The sequence below is a fragment of the Alteromonas sp. ABD4_190 genome (genome assembly GCF_056160105.1).
The window spans coordinates 2,138,326-2,152,841 of record NZ_JBSWWN010000001.1 but is presented as its reverse complement, the minus strand read 5'-3'; the positions used below and the strand labels follow the sequence as shown (position 1 = coordinate 2,152,841).

17 protein-coding genes are annotated in these 14,516 nt (G+C 43.2%); 5 read left to right on the top strand and 12 right to left on the bottom strand.

Features of this window, described 5'->3' with window-relative positions; genetic code table 11:
- The first annotated feature begins 24 nt into the window (after window positions 1-24).
- On the top strand, window positions 25-828 hold the full coding sequence (locus ACXAFM_RS09505) for a DUF1206 domain-containing protein (protein WP_474828942.1): 804 nt from the start codon (window positions 25-27) through the stop codon (window positions 826-828).
- A 52-nt stretch (window positions 829-880) separates the two neighbouring features.
- Here ACXAFM_RS09505 and tusA read toward each other — a convergent pair whose 3' ends face one another.
- The 3 genes from tusA to rph are packed head-to-tail and all read right to left on the bottom strand — an operon-like array spanning window position 881 to window position 2,543.
- A complete protein-coding gene (gene tusA / locus ACXAFM_RS09500; protein WP_474830559.1) occupies window positions 881-1,141 on the bottom strand; it encodes a sulfurtransferase TusA in 261 nt (86 codons plus the stop codon).
- The gene (gene pyrE / locus ACXAFM_RS09495; protein ID WP_474803393.1) at window positions 1,131-1,772 is read right to left on the bottom strand and encodes an orotate phosphoribosyltransferase; all 642 of its coding nucleotides are present in this window, start codon (window positions 1,770-1,772) and stop codon (window positions 1,131-1,133) included. The genes tusA and pyrE overlap by 11 nt, the downstream gene beginning before the upstream one ends.
- 57 nt (window positions 1,773-1,829) lie before the next feature.
- Window positions 1,830-2,543 carry a ribonuclease PH gene (gene rph / locus ACXAFM_RS09490; protein WP_025257195.1) on the bottom strand — a complete coding sequence of 238 codons (714 nt, stop codon included), beginning with the start codon at window positions 2,541-2,543 and terminating at the stop codon, window positions 1,830-1,832.
- A 300-nt stretch (window positions 2,544-2,843) separates the two neighbouring features.
- On the opposite strand from rph, the gene ACXAFM_RS09485 reads away from it, so the two are divergent.
- The 3 genes from ACXAFM_RS09485 to ACXAFM_RS09475 all read left to right on the top strand — a co-directional run bounded on the left by ACXAFM_RS09485 (window position 2,844) and on the right by ACXAFM_RS09475 (window position 5,663).
- Complete coding sequence (locus ACXAFM_RS09485; protein ID WP_269917860.1) at window positions 2,844-3,707, top strand: YicC/YloC family endoribonuclease; 864 nt, start codon at window positions 2,844-2,846, stop codon at window positions 3,705-3,707.
- Window positions 3,708-3,978: 271 nt separating this feature from the next.
- Window positions 3,979-4,980, top strand: coding sequence for a LacI family DNA-binding transcriptional regulator (locus ACXAFM_RS09480; protein WP_474834347.1), 1,002 nt, complete (start codon window positions 3,979-3,981; stop codon window positions 4,978-4,980).
- A gap of 185 nt (window positions 4,981-5,165) precedes the next feature.
- Window positions 5,166-5,663 carry a nuclear transport factor 2 family protein gene (locus ACXAFM_RS09475; protein WP_474834345.1) on the top strand — a complete coding sequence of 166 codons (498 nt, stop codon included), beginning with the start codon at window positions 5,166-5,168 and terminating at the stop codon, window positions 5,661-5,663.
- Window positions 5,664-5,700: 37 nt separating this feature from the next.
- Here ACXAFM_RS09475 and ACXAFM_RS09470 read toward each other — a convergent pair whose 3' ends face one another.
- The 3 genes from ACXAFM_RS09470 to ACXAFM_RS09460 form a co-directional block, all read right to left on the bottom strand.
- Window positions 5,701-6,342, bottom strand: coding sequence for a YiaD family glycine zipper/OmpA-like lipoprotein (locus ACXAFM_RS09470; protein ID WP_179985088.1), 642 nt, complete (start codon window positions 6,340-6,342; stop codon window positions 5,701-5,703).
- A 377-nt stretch (window positions 6,343-6,719) separates the two neighbouring features.
- Window positions 6,720-7,919 carry an HD-GYP domain-containing protein gene (locus ACXAFM_RS09465; protein WP_474834343.1) on the bottom strand — a complete coding sequence of 400 codons (1,200 nt, stop codon included), beginning with the start codon at window positions 7,917-7,919 and terminating at the stop codon, window positions 6,720-6,722.
- Between the two features lie 72 nt (window positions 7,920-7,991).
- Entirely contained in the window at window positions 7,992-8,330 is a 339-nt protein-coding gene (locus ACXAFM_RS09460; protein ID WP_474834341.1) for an MGMT family protein, read from the bottom strand.
- A gap of 99 nt (window positions 8,331-8,429) precedes the next feature.
- On the opposite strand from ACXAFM_RS09460, the gene ACXAFM_RS09455 reads away from it, so the two are divergent.
- Window positions 8,430-9,011, top strand: coding sequence for a tRNA-uridine aminocarboxypropyltransferase (locus ACXAFM_RS09455; protein WP_474834339.1), 582 nt, complete (start codon window positions 8,430-8,432; stop codon window positions 9,009-9,011).
- A 23-nt stretch (window positions 9,012-9,034) separates the two neighbouring features.
- Here ACXAFM_RS09455 and ACXAFM_RS09450 read toward each other — a convergent pair whose 3' ends face one another.
- The 6 genes from ACXAFM_RS09450 to atpG form a co-directional block, all read right to left on the bottom strand.
- Window positions 9,035-9,634: a glutathione S-transferase family protein gene (locus ACXAFM_RS09450; RefSeq protein ID WP_474834337.1), complete on the bottom strand. Its 600-nt coding sequence runs from the start codon at window positions 9,632-9,634 to the stop codon at window positions 9,035-9,037.
- A gap of 70 nt (window positions 9,635-9,704) precedes the next feature.
- On the bottom strand, window positions 9,705-10,568 hold the full coding sequence (locus ACXAFM_RS09445) for a hypothetical protein (protein ID WP_474834336.1): 864 nt from the start codon (window positions 10,566-10,568) through the stop codon (window positions 9,705-9,707).
- Between the two features lie 21 nt (window positions 10,569-10,589).
- Window positions 10,590-11,543: a hypothetical protein gene (locus ACXAFM_RS09440; RefSeq protein ID WP_474834334.1), complete on the bottom strand. Its 954-nt coding sequence runs from the start codon at window positions 11,541-11,543 to the stop codon at window positions 10,590-10,592.
- A 210-nt stretch (window positions 11,544-11,753) separates the two neighbouring features.
- Window positions 11,754-12,167 carry a F0F1 ATP synthase subunit epsilon gene (locus tag ACXAFM_RS09435; protein ID WP_474834332.1) on the bottom strand — a complete coding sequence of 138 codons (414 nt, stop codon included), beginning with the start codon at window positions 12,165-12,167 and terminating at the stop codon, window positions 11,754-11,756.
- Between the two features lie 60 nt (window positions 12,168-12,227).
- The gene (gene atpD, locus ACXAFM_RS09430) at window positions 12,228-13,613 is read right to left on the bottom strand and encodes a F0F1 ATP synthase subunit beta (RefSeq protein ID WP_474834330.1); all 1,386 of its coding nucleotides are present in this window, start codon (window positions 13,611-13,613) and stop codon (window positions 12,228-12,230) included.
- A gap of 33 nt (window positions 13,614-13,646) precedes the next feature.
- A complete protein-coding gene (atpG, locus tag ACXAFM_RS09425; protein ID WP_012520217.1) occupies window positions 13,647-14,507 on the bottom strand; it encodes a F0F1 ATP synthase subunit gamma in 861 nt (286 codons plus the stop codon).
- Between the last annotated feature and the right edge of the window lie 9 nt (window positions 14,508-14,516).

The window sequence follows — 14,516 nt, the reverse complement described above, 5'->3', positions numbered from 1 at the left end:
GCAATTAAGCTATGAGAGGACACCGTGGAACCTTCGTCTAAATGGAAAGAGATAATCGCTAGAGCGGGGTATAGCGCCAAAACCGTCATGTACGTTATGCTTGGTGTCTTCATTCTTACATCTGTATTTACTGCGCTTAACCGTGAAAAAGCCTCTCAGTCCAATGTCTTTCTTACACTTAAAGAGCAACCACTCGGGCAGATCTTATTAGGCATTCTAGTTCTTGGCTTAGCATGCTATGCCTGTTGGCGTTGGCTGCAGATTTTTATTACCGACAAATCTGACGACGACAGCTGGTTCATTCACATCATAAATAAGCTGTTCTTCTTTATATCAGGCTCGTTCTATCTTGTTGCTGCTTACGCGGGAGGTAAAACCTTATTAGAAATACAAAGTAGCTCATCATCGCAAGGGAGCGGAAAGAAAGTGAGTGAATTTCTAATGCAATACGAGTGGGGGCTGTGGCTTGTAGCCGCGATCGGGCTTTGCATCATCATATTTGCCGTTGTGCAGTTCAAACATGCTTACACTGCCGACTTTCTAAAGAAATTTTCACTACACGCTTTAAATCAGCGCATTAGAAAGAGTGTAAAAGTAACCGGTCGCCTAGGGTATACCGCAAGAGGGGTCGTTTATTCCTTAGTAGGTGGCTTTTTTATCCTTGCCGCCATATTAAGTAACCCATCCCAAGCAGGTGGATTACAAAAAGCACTAGAAACCTTAATAAAGCAGCCCTTCGGCCCTTATCTCATTGCCGCAGTGGGCGCAGGCTTTGTTATGTTTGGTCTTTATTGTGCGCTAGAAGCGAAATACAGAAAGGTAGGGTAGGAAATTTAAATGGAAGGCGCTAAAAGCCTAAATTTGAATGATAAAAGGGCGCTTAAGCGCGCCCTTTTTTAATAACATATTGGTAAGGCAAGGTCTCTGTTTGAGACGCTACCAACGTATGGTCCATAAAACGGCAAAAGCTAGGAATATCTCTTGCCGTTGAGGGATCGTCAGCCGTGACCGATAAGGTTTCCCCATCGGCCAGCTTACGAATATTTAAACGAACCATCATCACCGGCTCAGGGCAACGTAAACCTAGCGCGTCTAAATGCTGACTTGCCGCGCTGAAGGCGCCATCAAAATCAGATGCCATAGTTTTCACGGTAGGCGTTAATGGCACTGATTTCATTTTCAAAACCGCCTTTCTCTGTCAGATAAGCCACAACATCGGCTAGCGATACGATAGAAATCACCTGAGTGCCAAAATCACGTTCTACTTCTTGAATAGCTGACAGTTCACCATTACCGCGCTCTTGTCTGTCTAATGCGATCAATACGCCAGACAAACTTGCCTGCTGCTGTTCAATTAATGTCATCGATTCACGAATAGCGGTACCCGCGGTAATTACGTCATCCACCAGCATCACCTTGCCTTCTAGTGGGCTGCCAACTAAATTGCCGCCTTCGCCGTGGGTCTTTGCTTCTTTACGGTTGAAGCAATAAGGTACGTCAAGGTTGTGGCTATCGGCCAGTGCTACGGCGGTAGTCGTCGCAATAGGAATGCCTTTATACGCTGGACCAAACAGTACATCGAACTCGACACCTGCATCCATTAGCGCATCAGCGTAAAAACGCCCTAGCTTGGCCAAATCGCCGCCGCGATTAAACAAGCCTGCATTAAAAAAGTAAGGGCTAACGCGGCCAGACTTTAAAGTAAATTCGCCAAATTTTAGTACGCCACGTTCAATGGCAAACTCGATAAAATCACGCTGAAACGCTTTCATGATGACCTCTTAATTACTAACTATTACGTAGGCGTTAAATACGCTTAATTGTCTCGCTTACGCAAGTGCCGCTTTTTGAATATCGAATAATTCGCGTAAGCCGTGCTTACCAATTTTCAACAGTTCATCAAGCTCTTCAAACGAGAAGGGTTCACCCTCAGCAGTACCTTGAACTTCAATCAGTTTACCGGTTTCGGTCATCACTATGTTCATGTCTGTTTCAGCTTCAGAGTCTTCAGTGTACTCAAGATCAGCGATTGGCGTACCTTCATAAATGCCCACCGAAAGTGCAGCAATCATGTGCTTAAGCGGGTTAGTTTTGATAATGCCTTTTGCACGCATATAGGTAAGCGCATCAACAAGAGCAACACATGCACCTGTAATAGATGCTGTGCGTGTACCGCCGTCGGCTTGAATAACGTCGCAGTCTAACGTAATGGTGTTTTCACCTAGAAGTTTTAAATCAATTGCCGCGCGAAGTGAGCGCGCAATTAGACGTTGAATCTCTAGCGTACGACCGCCTTGCTTACCGCGGGCCGCTTCACGACCGCTACGCGTATGGGTTGCACGTGGAAGCATGCTATATTCGGCGGTAACCCAACCTTTACCTTGGCCTTTCATAAAGCGTGGTACACCTTCTTCTACCGTCGCATTACACAACACCTTAGTATTACCAAACTCTACAAGAACAGAGCCTTCTGCATGGCAAGTGTACTGGCGAGTAATAGTAACAGGGCGAATTTGACTGGCGGTTCTGCCGCTTGGACGCATAGTGTTCTCCACAACGTAAATGCTTAAAAAAGGTAGCGCTTTACAGGTTTTTCGTGCGATATGGGAATAGAAAGCTCAATTCGCGGTCAAACCCTGTAAATTCGATGTAGCTACGAAATTGTGCCTAAGTATAACGCATTACCCGTGACCGATAAAAACGAACTTTACATGTTTGCTTATTGAATTACCTAAATGTGCGCTAATATACAAAATACAAGAAAACCTGCTGTAGAAATTCACGTATACAACACGACGTTCGGGTTGTTTTTGCAGGCTTTCAGTTAAATTTAAAGGACATTTATGATTTACAGCATGACAGCGTTTGCGCGCGTAGAAACCAAAAAAGAGTGGGGCTCAGCCGTATGGGAAATACGCTCGGTTAACCAACGCTTTTTAGAAACCTATTTTCGCTTACCGGAACAGTTCCGCTCGTTAGAGCCGGTTTTGCGCGAGCGTTTTCGTAAAAAGCTAGCCCGAGGTAAGGTGGAATGTGCGCTACGCTTTACCGCGAACGATGCTGCTGTAACCAAGCTAAGCTTAAACGAAGAGTTGGCTAAGCAAGTGCTTCACGCTGCCGACTGGGTGCAGTCACATGGCCAGTCTACAGGTGTAAACCCACTAGACGTTTTGCGCTGGCCTGGCGTAATTGCTGCAGAAGAAACTGATATGGATACCATTCACGGCGACGTAATGGCAGCGTTCGATCAAGCGTTAAACGACTTTATCAGTGCTCGCGCTACAGAAGGCGAAGCCCTTAAAGGTATGATCACGCAGCGCCTAGACGCCATTGAAGTTGAAGCGGAAAAAGTAGCTGCCCGTATGCCTGAAATCATGGTGTGGCAACGAGAAAAAGTGCAAACCCGCTTTGAAGAAGCAAAGGTAGAGCTTGATGCAGGCCGTTTTGAACAAGAAATGATTATGCTTGCGCAAAAAGTGGATGTTGCCGAAGAACTAGATCGCCTAAACGCTCACGTCAAAGAAACGCGCAATATCCTTAAAAAGGGTGGGGCAGTGGGTCGCCGTTTAGATTTTATGATGCAGGAATTTAACCGCGAGTCGAACACGTTAGGTTCAAAATCTATCAGCACTGACATCACACAATCAGCCGTTGAACTTAAGGTGTTGATTGAGCAGATGCGCGAGCAGATCCAGAATATAGAATAGGTTCCTAACTATAAGATTACTTGTTTTGTAATGTGTAGAAAGCCCTTTCTTTACCTCATAGTAACTTCTGACTGATGTGAGAAAGCGCTTTCTCAAAAATTCATTTTTAGGTACTTTGGTATGCAAAATGCGTTTACTGGTATCAACATAAATCAAAAATGACGTACCACATTTCCTTGAACTTTCCCGCCCTTTTCATAGCGAACCATATTAGATAACGGCATAATACAAAAACGTTAAGTGATTGTTTTAATAAACGAGGTTTTTACACGTGCCTACCATTTACCAAGTTGCCGAGCGCGCAGGTGTTTCTCTATCTACCGTATCCCGCGTTTTAAACGGAAAAGCCTCGGTAAATAAGGTGTTGCGAGAACGGGTGGAAAAAGCGGTAGAAGAATTAAACTATCGTCCAAATTCCGTCGCCCGCTCTTTGGCTAATAGCCGAACTGACAGCATTGGTGTGCTTGTACCTGAACTAAATGCTCCTTTTTTTGGCGACTTGATGCAGGCTGTAGAATCAACATTACGCGCCGCAGACAAGCACGTCATTATTACTGTAGGGCGAAACTGCTTAGAAACTGAAATAGATGCGGTCGAATTTTTAATAAGCCGTAATTGCGACGCACTTATCATGCACGCCGAGGCGCTGTCAGATGAATACTTATTAGAACTTAATCAGTCCAAACTTCCCATCGCTTTAGTTAACAGGCAAGTCGAGGGGCTTTCTGAAGCGTGCACTACGCTGGATAATGAAAAAGGGGGTTATCTTGCCACCCGTCATTTACTCGAATTAGGCCATAAAAACATTGCATATATATCAGGTCCAATAGCAAAGCGTGACGCCAAACTTCGTTTGGAAGGGCACAATCGTGCGCTGTCCGAAGCTGGGCTTTCGATTAACTCCGAGCTCATTTTTGAAGGCAATTATACTGAAGACGACGGAAAGCTTGGGCTACTGGAACTTATGGCTCGCGACTTACCTTTTTCCGCATTAGTATGTGCTAACGATTGGATGGCATCAGGAGCAATAAGCTGCGCCCGAGATTTGGGCATGAGTCTACCAGACGACCTATCAATTGTTGGTTTCGATGACGTTGTTTTCGCACATCATGTGTTCCCCAGACTTACAACGATAAGTAACCCTGTTGCAGACATGGCCGAGATGTCTGCAAAATACATTTTAAACAAAGTTTATGGGCAATCTAACGAAGTCAAGCTGAGCTTTGACCCCGGACTTATAATTCGAGAATCTACGACACTGTATGAAGGCTAGGGTAAGCTCTAAACCATAGCTGCTCCCAAATGACATGCGAGACTCCTCTATATATTTAATACATGAAGCGAGCCGATAAACGCCCTTTAATAGTTGAAAATTAGAGCTTTGAGGCTGTTTCATGTGGAACATCGCCAAATGTTGGGCTTAACTACACAATATTTAATACAGGATAAGAAGGTGCCATGAAAAGTTTATTATTGAGTTGGCTACTGCTTTGGGTCGGCGCAGCAATAGCGACAAGCGTTAGTGCCAATACAGATAAAGTATCGGTGAACCGAACCCTTGATGCGTTGCATCACAATGCCTCTGTTGCTAGCTTTGAAGCGTATTTCAACTTGTATCACGAAAGCGCCGTCTTCATTGGCACTGACGCGTCGGAAGTGTGGGACAAAGAGGCGTTTAAATCTTATGCGAAGCCCCACTTCGATAAAGGTACAGGATGGACGTACCACCCAAAAGACAGACACATCTATTTTTCGCCTAGCCGAAATATCGCTTGGTTCGACGAGTTGCTGGACAATGAAAGTTTAGGCGAAACAAGAGGGACTGGCGTTTTGATAAAAGTTGGCGAAGATTGGAAATTAACCCAATATCATTTAGCTATACCAATTCCAAACTCGCTAGCTGACAGCGTTGCAGAGCAAATTAAAACCATGGATAACGAAAAAGCCCCGAATTAGAACGGGGCTTTTTAACCTATCACTTATGTACTAATTACTAGGTATTAGATTGGGTAAGCGGCTGAATCTCCATCTCAACACGGCGGTTCATAGAGCGGTTTGCCGCACTGTTGTTAGGCACTTTTGGCGAGTATTCACCCATGCCTACTGTTGTAATACGTGTTGGATTAACTGAATAGTTAATCAGTAAGTTTTTAACCGCTCCCGCACGACGCTCAGATAAAGACTGGTTATACTGCTCTGATCCAGTATCGTCGGTATGCCCTTTAATCATCAATACGGTTTTTTCATAGTTGTTAACGACCTTCGCAACATCTTGAAGCACAGGATTAAAGTTAGGGCTAATGCTAGAACTGTCAGTAGCAAAAGTAATATCACCAGGCATGATCAAACGCAGGTTATCACCCTCACGTACCACTTGAACACCAGTATCAGAAAGCTCGCTTCGAAGTTCTTCTTCCTGTTTGTCCATGTAATTACCAATTGCACCACCCGCAATGGCACCTACCGCAGCGCCCCATGCATAGCGACTTTTATCATTATCGCCAGTTGCTTTACCTAGCAATGCACCTACTACCGCGCCGATAGCAGCGCCTTTTTGCGTATTATTAGGGTCATTTGCACAACCTGCTACGGTTAATGATGCAGCAATCAAACTTACAGCAAGAGTCTTTTTCATAGCTTCCTCTTATTTCAATTAAGCCTCATATTAAGAAGCGACAGATGTCCCTTGCCACTCTCAATAAGCTCTGTATAAAAACTTTTGTTAATTACTTAACCTTGTACTTAAGTCTAGCAATAAATGTTCCACCACTATTTGCGATATAGTCAGCAGGGTATTGATACTACAACCTATACTTTAACTTAATAAAATTATTGCTGTTAGATCAGTGATTAAGGTCGACTCCTTCTCACCTCGAGCAACTAATCTGACTAAAGTCTAAATGACACATGCTGAACGTAAGCTAAACGAATTAATTTATTTTTGCAGAGAGGGAAAAGAAAGTCGTTACAACACAGTGTAAAGACTACACTGTGTTGCCCATAAGTAACGTTTCAACCAACCGAAACCGAACGCTCAAAGAATGCATTTACATCTATTTTGTAATCTGAAGCAATGACAGCTTTCGTTATCCTGACGCTTTTATCTATAGATAGGTCAATATCTTTCGGGGTTAGGTAATGACTGTTACGAACTGAATAGAAAACCTTCACTACTGGTGTGAGAGGTGAATCTTTCTGTTCAAGCACCATGGCTAGCCTTTCGTTAGAGAGCAAAACTAGGCTTCCCACAGGATATACCCCTAGGCATTTAATAAATTGCTGAACAAGCGATTTATCAAGTCGGTCGGGCGCATCACTCATCAAGATCGAGAAGGCTTTTTGACTAGACATACCGGCCTTATAAACCCTATCAGCAGTCAGCGCATCGTACATATCGGCGATCGCCAACATACGTCCAGCTTGGCTAATATCGTTACCTTTCGTTCCGGCCGGGTAGCCTAGTCCGTCTAGGCGCTCGTGGTGCTCACTGATAGCCTGGATAAGCGGTGGCGCTATGTCAGTCTCCTTTAGATAGTCTACGCCGTATTTCACATGCCCCTTCATAATATCCATTTCGCTATCAGTTAAACGACCTGGTTTATGAAGAATTTCATCTGGAATTTTTATTTTTCCTAAATCATGCAGGAAACCGGCGTAGGAAAGCTCTTGAACCTCTTCATCTGACATGCCTAAGAATTTACCAAAATTCGCTAAAAGAACAGCAACGTTAAGTGAATGCTCTAATAAATAGTCGTCTTTTTCGCGAATTTTAGTTAAGCAAAGCAGCGCATCAGGATTTCTATCAACTGACTCCACCAGCTTGTTTGAAAACGCTTTTGGAATACTTGCATCAAAAGGCGTTTCTTTTTGAACACTAGCAAGCAAAAGCTTTTGAATCGCTTTGCCTTGTTCGTGAAGTTTAGATGCTCTCGTTAATTCTTTCTCGAGGGGGACTAGCTGGGGCTTCGCTGCCTCACTTGGGCTTGCCAAATCGCCTTTAACGTCAGTAGAGGAATATGCGCTCCCCCTAGCCTCGAACGCTTTTTCGGTATCGATGGCAAGGGTTTTAACGCCTTGCTTTTTCAGTGTATTGACAAGATCAATTGATGTAACGCGCCCTTGGCTTTTTACTGTCAAGGTACCTTTTTGCTCTAATATTTGATGAACAAACATACCCGGCACTAGCTGATCTATAGTAATCTTTTTTATCATTCTGAATGCACAACACTTTTATTCAAACGCTATTATACTGCTACTGGGCAACTCCTGAACTCGCAGAAGCGATTAATACTCTAACTCCACCAGTATAGTGTGTAAATCTGGCTCCCAGCCGAATTTCTTCATATTTATTCGGTAGTTTTTTACTATAACGCCTTCTGCAGTTAAACGCTGTCGCTGCTCTTCTGCTTTTTCCGAACCTGCAGGAAAGGCAATCTTTCCGTCACTGCGCAATACTCTATGCCAATTACAGTCTACGTTTATCTCTTTTAAACATTTTCCCATCATTCTTGCTCTGCCTGGAAACCCGCATAAATCAGCAAGCAGACCATAACTGACTACATGTCCTGAGGGTACAAAAGAAAGCGTTTTTTCTACTCGGAATTGTACGGCCCCATCTGGCATGCTGTATATTATCCTATCTGGTAAGTTGCGCAGTTAAATAGGTGATTGCGATAAATAAACACAGTTAGCATTGTAAAATAAAAGTAGAGAAATTAGCTAATGCGCCTTTATTGTCAAAAATGTGGATACCCCGAAGCAACGTGTATCTGCCCCCATATTAGCACTTTGAATACGTCGTTAAACATCGTCATTATTCAGCATGAAAAAGAAGCGTATCACGCGAAAAATACAGCAAGGCTAATCTCTTTGTGTATCCCAACAAGTCGTATTGTTCTTACAAACGATGTGCAGGCCATGCAACACTTGGAAAAGGAGTGCTCGTTCGAGCATACGGCGCTGATTTACCCCAGCGATAAAAGTATGCCGATAGAAAATACCGCCCATACAAGGTTACATCAAATTTCAACCTTGTTGTTAATTGACGGCAGTTGGAAACAAGCTTTTGGTATGGTTAAGCAGAACCCATGGCTTACCACTTTACCCGCCTTTCACTTTACTGCGGCTCCTACGTCTAATTATGCAATCCGCCATACAAAGCTAGAGCACGCGCTCTCGACACTAGAGGCGACTGCCTATGCGATAAGTTGCTTAGAAAAAACTGACGTCTCTGCACTTCACGAAGCACAGTGTGCCTTACAAAAACATTGGAAAGGGCCAAAGTCGCATAGAAGACAAACCTAACGCTCAAAAGGCTACAGGCTTTTCTAAGTGCCCATTGGTACAAAGCCTCTATGCTCTTTGATTAGACTTATCCAATGGCGAATAGCGGGGTATGCTGAAAGGTCGAAGCCACCTTCATGTGCTACATGGGTATAAGCAAACAGTGAAATATCAGCTAGGCTAATAGTATCGCCCAGTAAATACGGTGTACTGTTAAGTTGATGTTCCATTACCTCAAGCGCCCGGTACCCTCCCGCTTGTTTAGACTCATATTCTGCTTTTCTCTCATCGGGCAACCCTAAATAAACATTGATGTAGCGAGCAACGGCGATAAAAGGCTCGTGGCTGTACTGTTCGAAAAATTGCCACTGCAACAATTGTGCAAAGTGATAGGACGAAGATGGAACCAAGGGCGTATTAGAAGCAAGGTAGTGCATGATAGCGTTCGACTCAGACAAAACTCTTCCGTCATCGAGTTCTAGTATGGGAATCTTACCGTTAGGCGTTTTTTCAAGAAAGGACAGCGCTCTGGTCTCTCCCTTCATTATATCAACATCAACCCATTCACAGGTTTTGCCTAGCAAAGAAAGTAGCAATTGAAGCTTGTAGCAGTTTCCAGAACGTTTATCGCCATATATTCGCACAGTGGTATTCTCAATACAGTTATGTAGAAGACTTCATGTGAGCTTGAGCTCACTGATTCACTTAGCAACATTAACGTTTATTTATACAGACAGCAAAATTAGAATTGCAGTATTTTTCTTTCAGACTGAGTAAATTTTCTATTTCTTTACTTCTTTCTGAGGTAACGCTTTCTTTGATGAGGCACTCTATCCTTGCATCTAATTTAATCGCAAGTGACTGCTTTATATTGAGTAACTTACGATAATAATTGATTAACGGAGAAACGAGTAGGAGCGTTAAAAACAGGCATAGTGTAGATATGAGAACCGCATCAAACAGATGAACTGACAAGTTTATCCAAAATACAGGCATTATTAACAACACCAGTAGTGTAGTAGATATAGTGATAGCGGCAACGGTCATAACACTTTTATACATCTTTATTTTCACAATAAGCTCCAATCCTTCAGTATTGAGAAATGTCCTTAGATGCCGGTTAACTGTCGTTATTTGAAATATATAGAGGGACATGAGTAACCAGAAAGGTATTGCTCCCATTGCAACAATGAAGACTTCTTTCTCGTTAATTCTCGAGATCACACCTTCAGTTACCATGTACAAAATAGGCATAATAAAACCCAATGAAACCGACCAAATCAGGTGTTTTTTGAATTGCTCTGACAAGTTCTTTCTATGTAGCCAAAAATCATGACGTTGTTTAGTTACATCAAGGATCAGCAAAAGGTGCTTGGCAACACTCTTTTGCATGACTCTAATAGAAAACAGAAATGCCCCGCTTAGTAGTGATGTTCCAATTGCGGTATTGAAGTCTCGCTGTGCATCCTTAGAAGCGATATCTATCTGTATCGTGCCGCCAATAATATGAAGCGCAATCATAGAAGCTACGAGTATTAGGGGATACATTAAGTTTTCTAGTAGTTCAACTTTACTCATAAAAGGTTTTAACAAGGCGTTTTATATTTGCCCTTTGATGTTATGGGAGATGATTAGAACCGTACTCCAAGAAATAATTATTAATAATACACAGGCAATAAACCTAATTTTGTCTCTGGCACCAAAAAAATTCATCAATAGTGAATTTATTCTTTCTAGGTCTTGCTCGTATAACACAAGCTTTTCAGAAGACTGTTCTTTGTCCATTAACGCATTAAGTTCATAACATTTTTCCCTTTTACCTTTGAGCCACTGGGATTGTAGTTTAAGTACAGGATAAAAGAGATACCCCCCCACAATGCATAAAAACGATATCGTTATAGCAATATCAAACAAAGGAACGGTTTTGTTAATCCAAAATATAGGGAACAGTGAAAATGCGCCAATGGACAATGTCGCATTAATTAATGATAAACGAGCCAAAGATGAAAGGGAATTTAGATGATCAATGTAATCCTCTGTTTGATTAAGCACATACTTTCTTAGATAGTTTACATTCGAAGTAGACTGAATCAAAACGAGAAAAAACAAGAACCAAAAAAGTACTGCGCATAAAGTTATTACGTATTGACAAAATTTCACCTCGGAAAAAAGGGGATTGTCTATAATTACGTATACTGAGGTGGTGAAAATTGCTGTAATGAGACTATTTATCTTATCTAGTTGTAATTTCGAAAAAAGTTTTTGCCTATGTCGGCTCAGATGACTCAGCTGGTTTGTTTTTACCAACATCGAAATTAATGTACTCAGTACATTCTTATGATTTATTTGTAAACAAAGCCAAAAATAACCAGAAAGCAAGGTCATGCCAAATGCTGTATTGAAATCAATCTGCTCGCGAACACTTCCATCATTACTCAACATCAAAGCACCACTAAAATAGTGCACACAGAGAAGAACACCAACCAATAAAAATGGATATAATCCTATAAATACACCGTTGGGCGTATTCGAATATGGATTTAGCTTCATCATTCAAATAATTATTTAAAGGCAGCTTTCCTTACTATCAACTGATGCAAAAGGCTTGAAGAAAGCATGCCTATGGGCCACTAATAACCTGTCAACCATAAGCGCTAAAGACAGCGTAAGCAATAGAAATAAACGTAAGAGAATGTGAACGACTACTTTTCGTTCGACAATAAAAAACCCGCCTGTTGGCGGGTTTTTTCAAAGCTGTGCTTTTTACTTGCGTAACTTCTGAATAAGGCGAAGTTGTGCAATTGCTTCTGCAAGCTCGTGAGCTGCTTCCGCATAGTTAAAGTCAGCGCCTGGGTTGGCGATGTGCTCTTCTGCACGTCGTTTGGCTTCTTGTGCTGCCTGCTCGTCAAGATCTTCAGCTCGAACCGCGGTATCAGCCAGTACGGTAACATTGTCAGGTTGTACTTCTAGTACACCACCAGCAACATAAATTACTTCTTCTTCACCGTGCTGTTTAACCAAACGCACCATACCAGGTTTAATAGCAGAGATAAGTGGCGCGTGCCCTGGGTTAATACCCAATTCACCTTCGCTACCTGTCACCTGAATCGATTCAACGCGTCCCGAGAAAATCGCTTTCTCCGCGCTTACTACGTCCAAATGTACTGTCATTGCCATGTGAACCTCCTGATTAGGTACGTTAGCATGATGCTAGGCTAGCTAGTGCTAGCCTTGTCATTATGCTTTTTTGGCTTTCTCTAGCGCTTCTTCGATAGAACCAACCATGTAGAAGGCTTGCTCTGGAAGGTGATCGTATTCACCGTCTAGAATGCCTTTAAAGCCACTGATTGTGTCTTTTAGCGATACATATTTACCAGGTGCACCAGTAAATACTTCTGCTACGAAGAACGGCTGAGATAGGAAACGCTGAATCTTACGAGCACGTGATACCACTTGCTTGTCTTCTTCAGATAGTTCGTCCATACCTAGGATCGCGATGATGTCTTTCAGCTCTTTATAGCGCTGAAGAACAGTCTGTACGCCACGTGCTACGTCATAGTGCTCTTGACCAATTACTAGCGGGTCTAGCTGACGAGACGTTGAATCTAGAGGGTCTACCGCAGGGTAGATACCTAGAGACGCGATATCACGAGAAAGTACTACCGTTGCATCCAAGTGAGCAAAGGTTGTCGCTGGAGATGGGTCAGTCAAGTCATCCGCAGGTACGTATACCGCTTGGATTGAAGTGATTGAACCTGTCTTCGTTGACGTAATACGTTCCTGAAGTACACCCATCTCTTCTGCAAGAGTAGGCTGGTAACCTACCGCAGACGGCATACGACCTAGAAGTGCTGATACCTCAGTACCTGCTAGGGTATAACGATAGATGTTATCTACGAAGAATAGAACGTCACGGCCTTCGTCACGGAACTTCTCAGCCATTGTTAGACCGGTAAGTGCAACACGTAGACGGTTACCCGGTGGCTCGTTCATCTGACCGTATACAAGCGATACTTTATCAAGTACGTTTGATTCGTTCATTTCGTGATAGAAGTCGTTACCCTCACGTGTACGCTCACCAACACCAGCGAATACTGAGAAACCGCTGTGCTCGATTGCGATGTTACGGATAAGTTCCATCATGTTTACGGTTTTACCTACACCCGCACCACCGAATAGACCAACTTTACCACCCTTAGCGAATGGACAAACCAAGTCGATTACTTTGATACCAGTTTCTAGTAGTTCTACCGAGCTAGACTGATCTTCGTAGCTAGGCGCTTCACGGTGAATAGACATACGCTCTTCTTCACCAATTGGGCCAGCTTCGTCGATTGGGTTACCCAATACGTCCATGATACGACCTAGTGTCTTCGTACCAACTGGAACCATGATTGGGTTACCGGTATTTTCTACTTCAAGACCACGTTTTAGTCCGTCAGTAGTACCTAGTGCGATGCCACGAACAACACCGCCACCTAATTGCTGTTGCACTTCCAGGGTTAGACCTGACAAGTCACCTTCGGTAACTCGTAGTGCGTCATAAACTCTTGGTACCGCATCTTGTGGAAACTCAATATCCACAACGGCGCCAATGATTTGGACGACCTTACCTTGACTCATAATTTGTCCTCGTTATCTCTTTTAAACCTTTGCCTACACCGCTGCGGCACCGCTAACAATCTCACTGATTTCTTGTGTGATTGCAGCTTGACGCGCTTTGTTATATACCAGTTGTAACTCATCAATAAGGTTACCGGCGTTGTCGGTTGCTGCCTTCATGGCAACCATTCGCGCAGCTTGCTCTGAAGCCGCGTTTTCTACAACTCCCTGATACACCTGAGACTCAATGTAACGAACCATTAGTGCTTCCAAAATTTCTTTTGGATCTGGCTCGTAGATGTAGTCCCAACGATGTTGATATTCTTCGTCTTCTGACTTTGGCAAAGGCAATAACTGATTGATCACAGGTTTCTGTGTCATGGTGTTAACGAAGTCATTGAATACCAAGAATACTCGGTCAATTTGTCCTTCGTCGTACGCCTTAAGCATAACGCGTACAACACCCACTACATCGCTCACAGACGGCTTGTCACCTAAACCAGATTCAGCAGCAAGCAACTTGCCACCAAAGCGGTTGAAGAAACTGCACGCTTTAGAACCTAATGCAGCGAAATCCACTTCTACACCCTGTTCACGCCATTTTTTGACGTCTTGAGTGACGAGCTTAAATTCATTGGTGTTCAAGCCACCACATAAGCCTCGGTCAGTGGAAATCACAATGTAACCGACGCGCTTGACTTCACGCTCTTCCAAATAAGGATGGCGATATTCAAGGTTACCGTTTGCAATGTGACCAATCACTTTAAGCATATTTTGTGCATATGGACGGCCAGAAGCCATGCGTTCCTGCGCCTTTTTCATTTTAGACGCAGCAACCATTTCCATCGCACTGGTAATCTTCTGAGTATTTTTGATACTCCCAATCTTACCTTTTATTTCTTTACCGCTGGCCATGACTATCTC

Excerpts from the sequence above, each read along its gene's own strand:
- ACXAFM_RS09485 (WP_269917860.1), top strand. The coding sequence starts at position 2,844 with ATGATTTACAGCATGACAGCGTTTGCGCGCGTAGAAACCAAAAAAGAG.
- ACXAFM_RS09440 (WP_474834334.1), bottom strand. The coding sequence starts at position 11,543 with ATGATGAAGCTAAATCCATATTCGAATACGCCCAACGGTGTATTTATA.
- tusA (WP_474830559.1), bottom strand. The coding sequence starts at position 1,141 with ATGGCATCTGATTTTGATGGCGCCTTCAGCGCGGCAAGTCAGCATTTA.
- ACXAFM_RS09460 (WP_474834341.1), bottom strand. The coding sequence starts at position 8,330 with ATGCCAGATGGGGCCGTACAATTCCGAGTAGAAAAAACGCTTTCTTTT.
- atpD (WP_474834330.1), bottom strand. The coding sequence starts at position 13,613 with ATGAGTCAAGGTAAGGTCGTCCAAATCATTGGCGCCGTTGTGGATATT.
- pyrE (WP_474803393.1), bottom strand. The coding sequence starts at position 1,772 with ATGAAAGCGTTTCAGCGTGATTTTATCGAGTTTGCCATTGAACGTGGC.
- ACXAFM_RS09435 (WP_474834332.1), bottom strand. The coding sequence starts at position 12,167 with ATGGCAATGACAGTACATTTGGACGTAGTAAGCGCGGAGAAAGCGATT.
- rph (WP_025257195.1), bottom strand. The coding sequence starts at position 2,543 with ATGCGTCCAAGCGGCAGAACCGCCAGTCAAATTCGCCCTGTTACTATT.
- atpG (WP_012520217.1), bottom strand. The coding sequence starts at position 14,507 with ATGGCCAGCGGTAAAGAAATAAAAGGTAAGATTGGGAGTATCAAAAAT.
- ACXAFM_RS09470 (WP_179985088.1), bottom strand. The coding sequence starts at position 6,342 with ATGAAAAAGACTCTTGCTGTAAGTTTGATTGCTGCATCATTAACCGTA.
- ACXAFM_RS09465 (WP_474834343.1), bottom strand. The coding sequence starts at position 7,919 with ATGATAAAAAAGATTACTATAGATCAGCTAGTGCCGGGTATGTTTGTT.
- ACXAFM_RS09445 (WP_474834336.1), bottom strand. The coding sequence starts at position 10,568 with ATGAGTAAAGTTGAACTACTAGAAAACTTAATGTATCCCCTAATACTC.
- ACXAFM_RS09475 (WP_474834345.1), top strand. The coding sequence starts at position 5,166 with ATGAAAAGTTTATTATTGAGTTGGCTACTGCTTTGGGTCGGCGCAGCA.
- ACXAFM_RS09455 (WP_474834339.1), top strand. The coding sequence starts at position 8,430 with ATGCGCCTTTATTGTCAAAAATGTGGATACCCCGAAGCAACGTGTATC.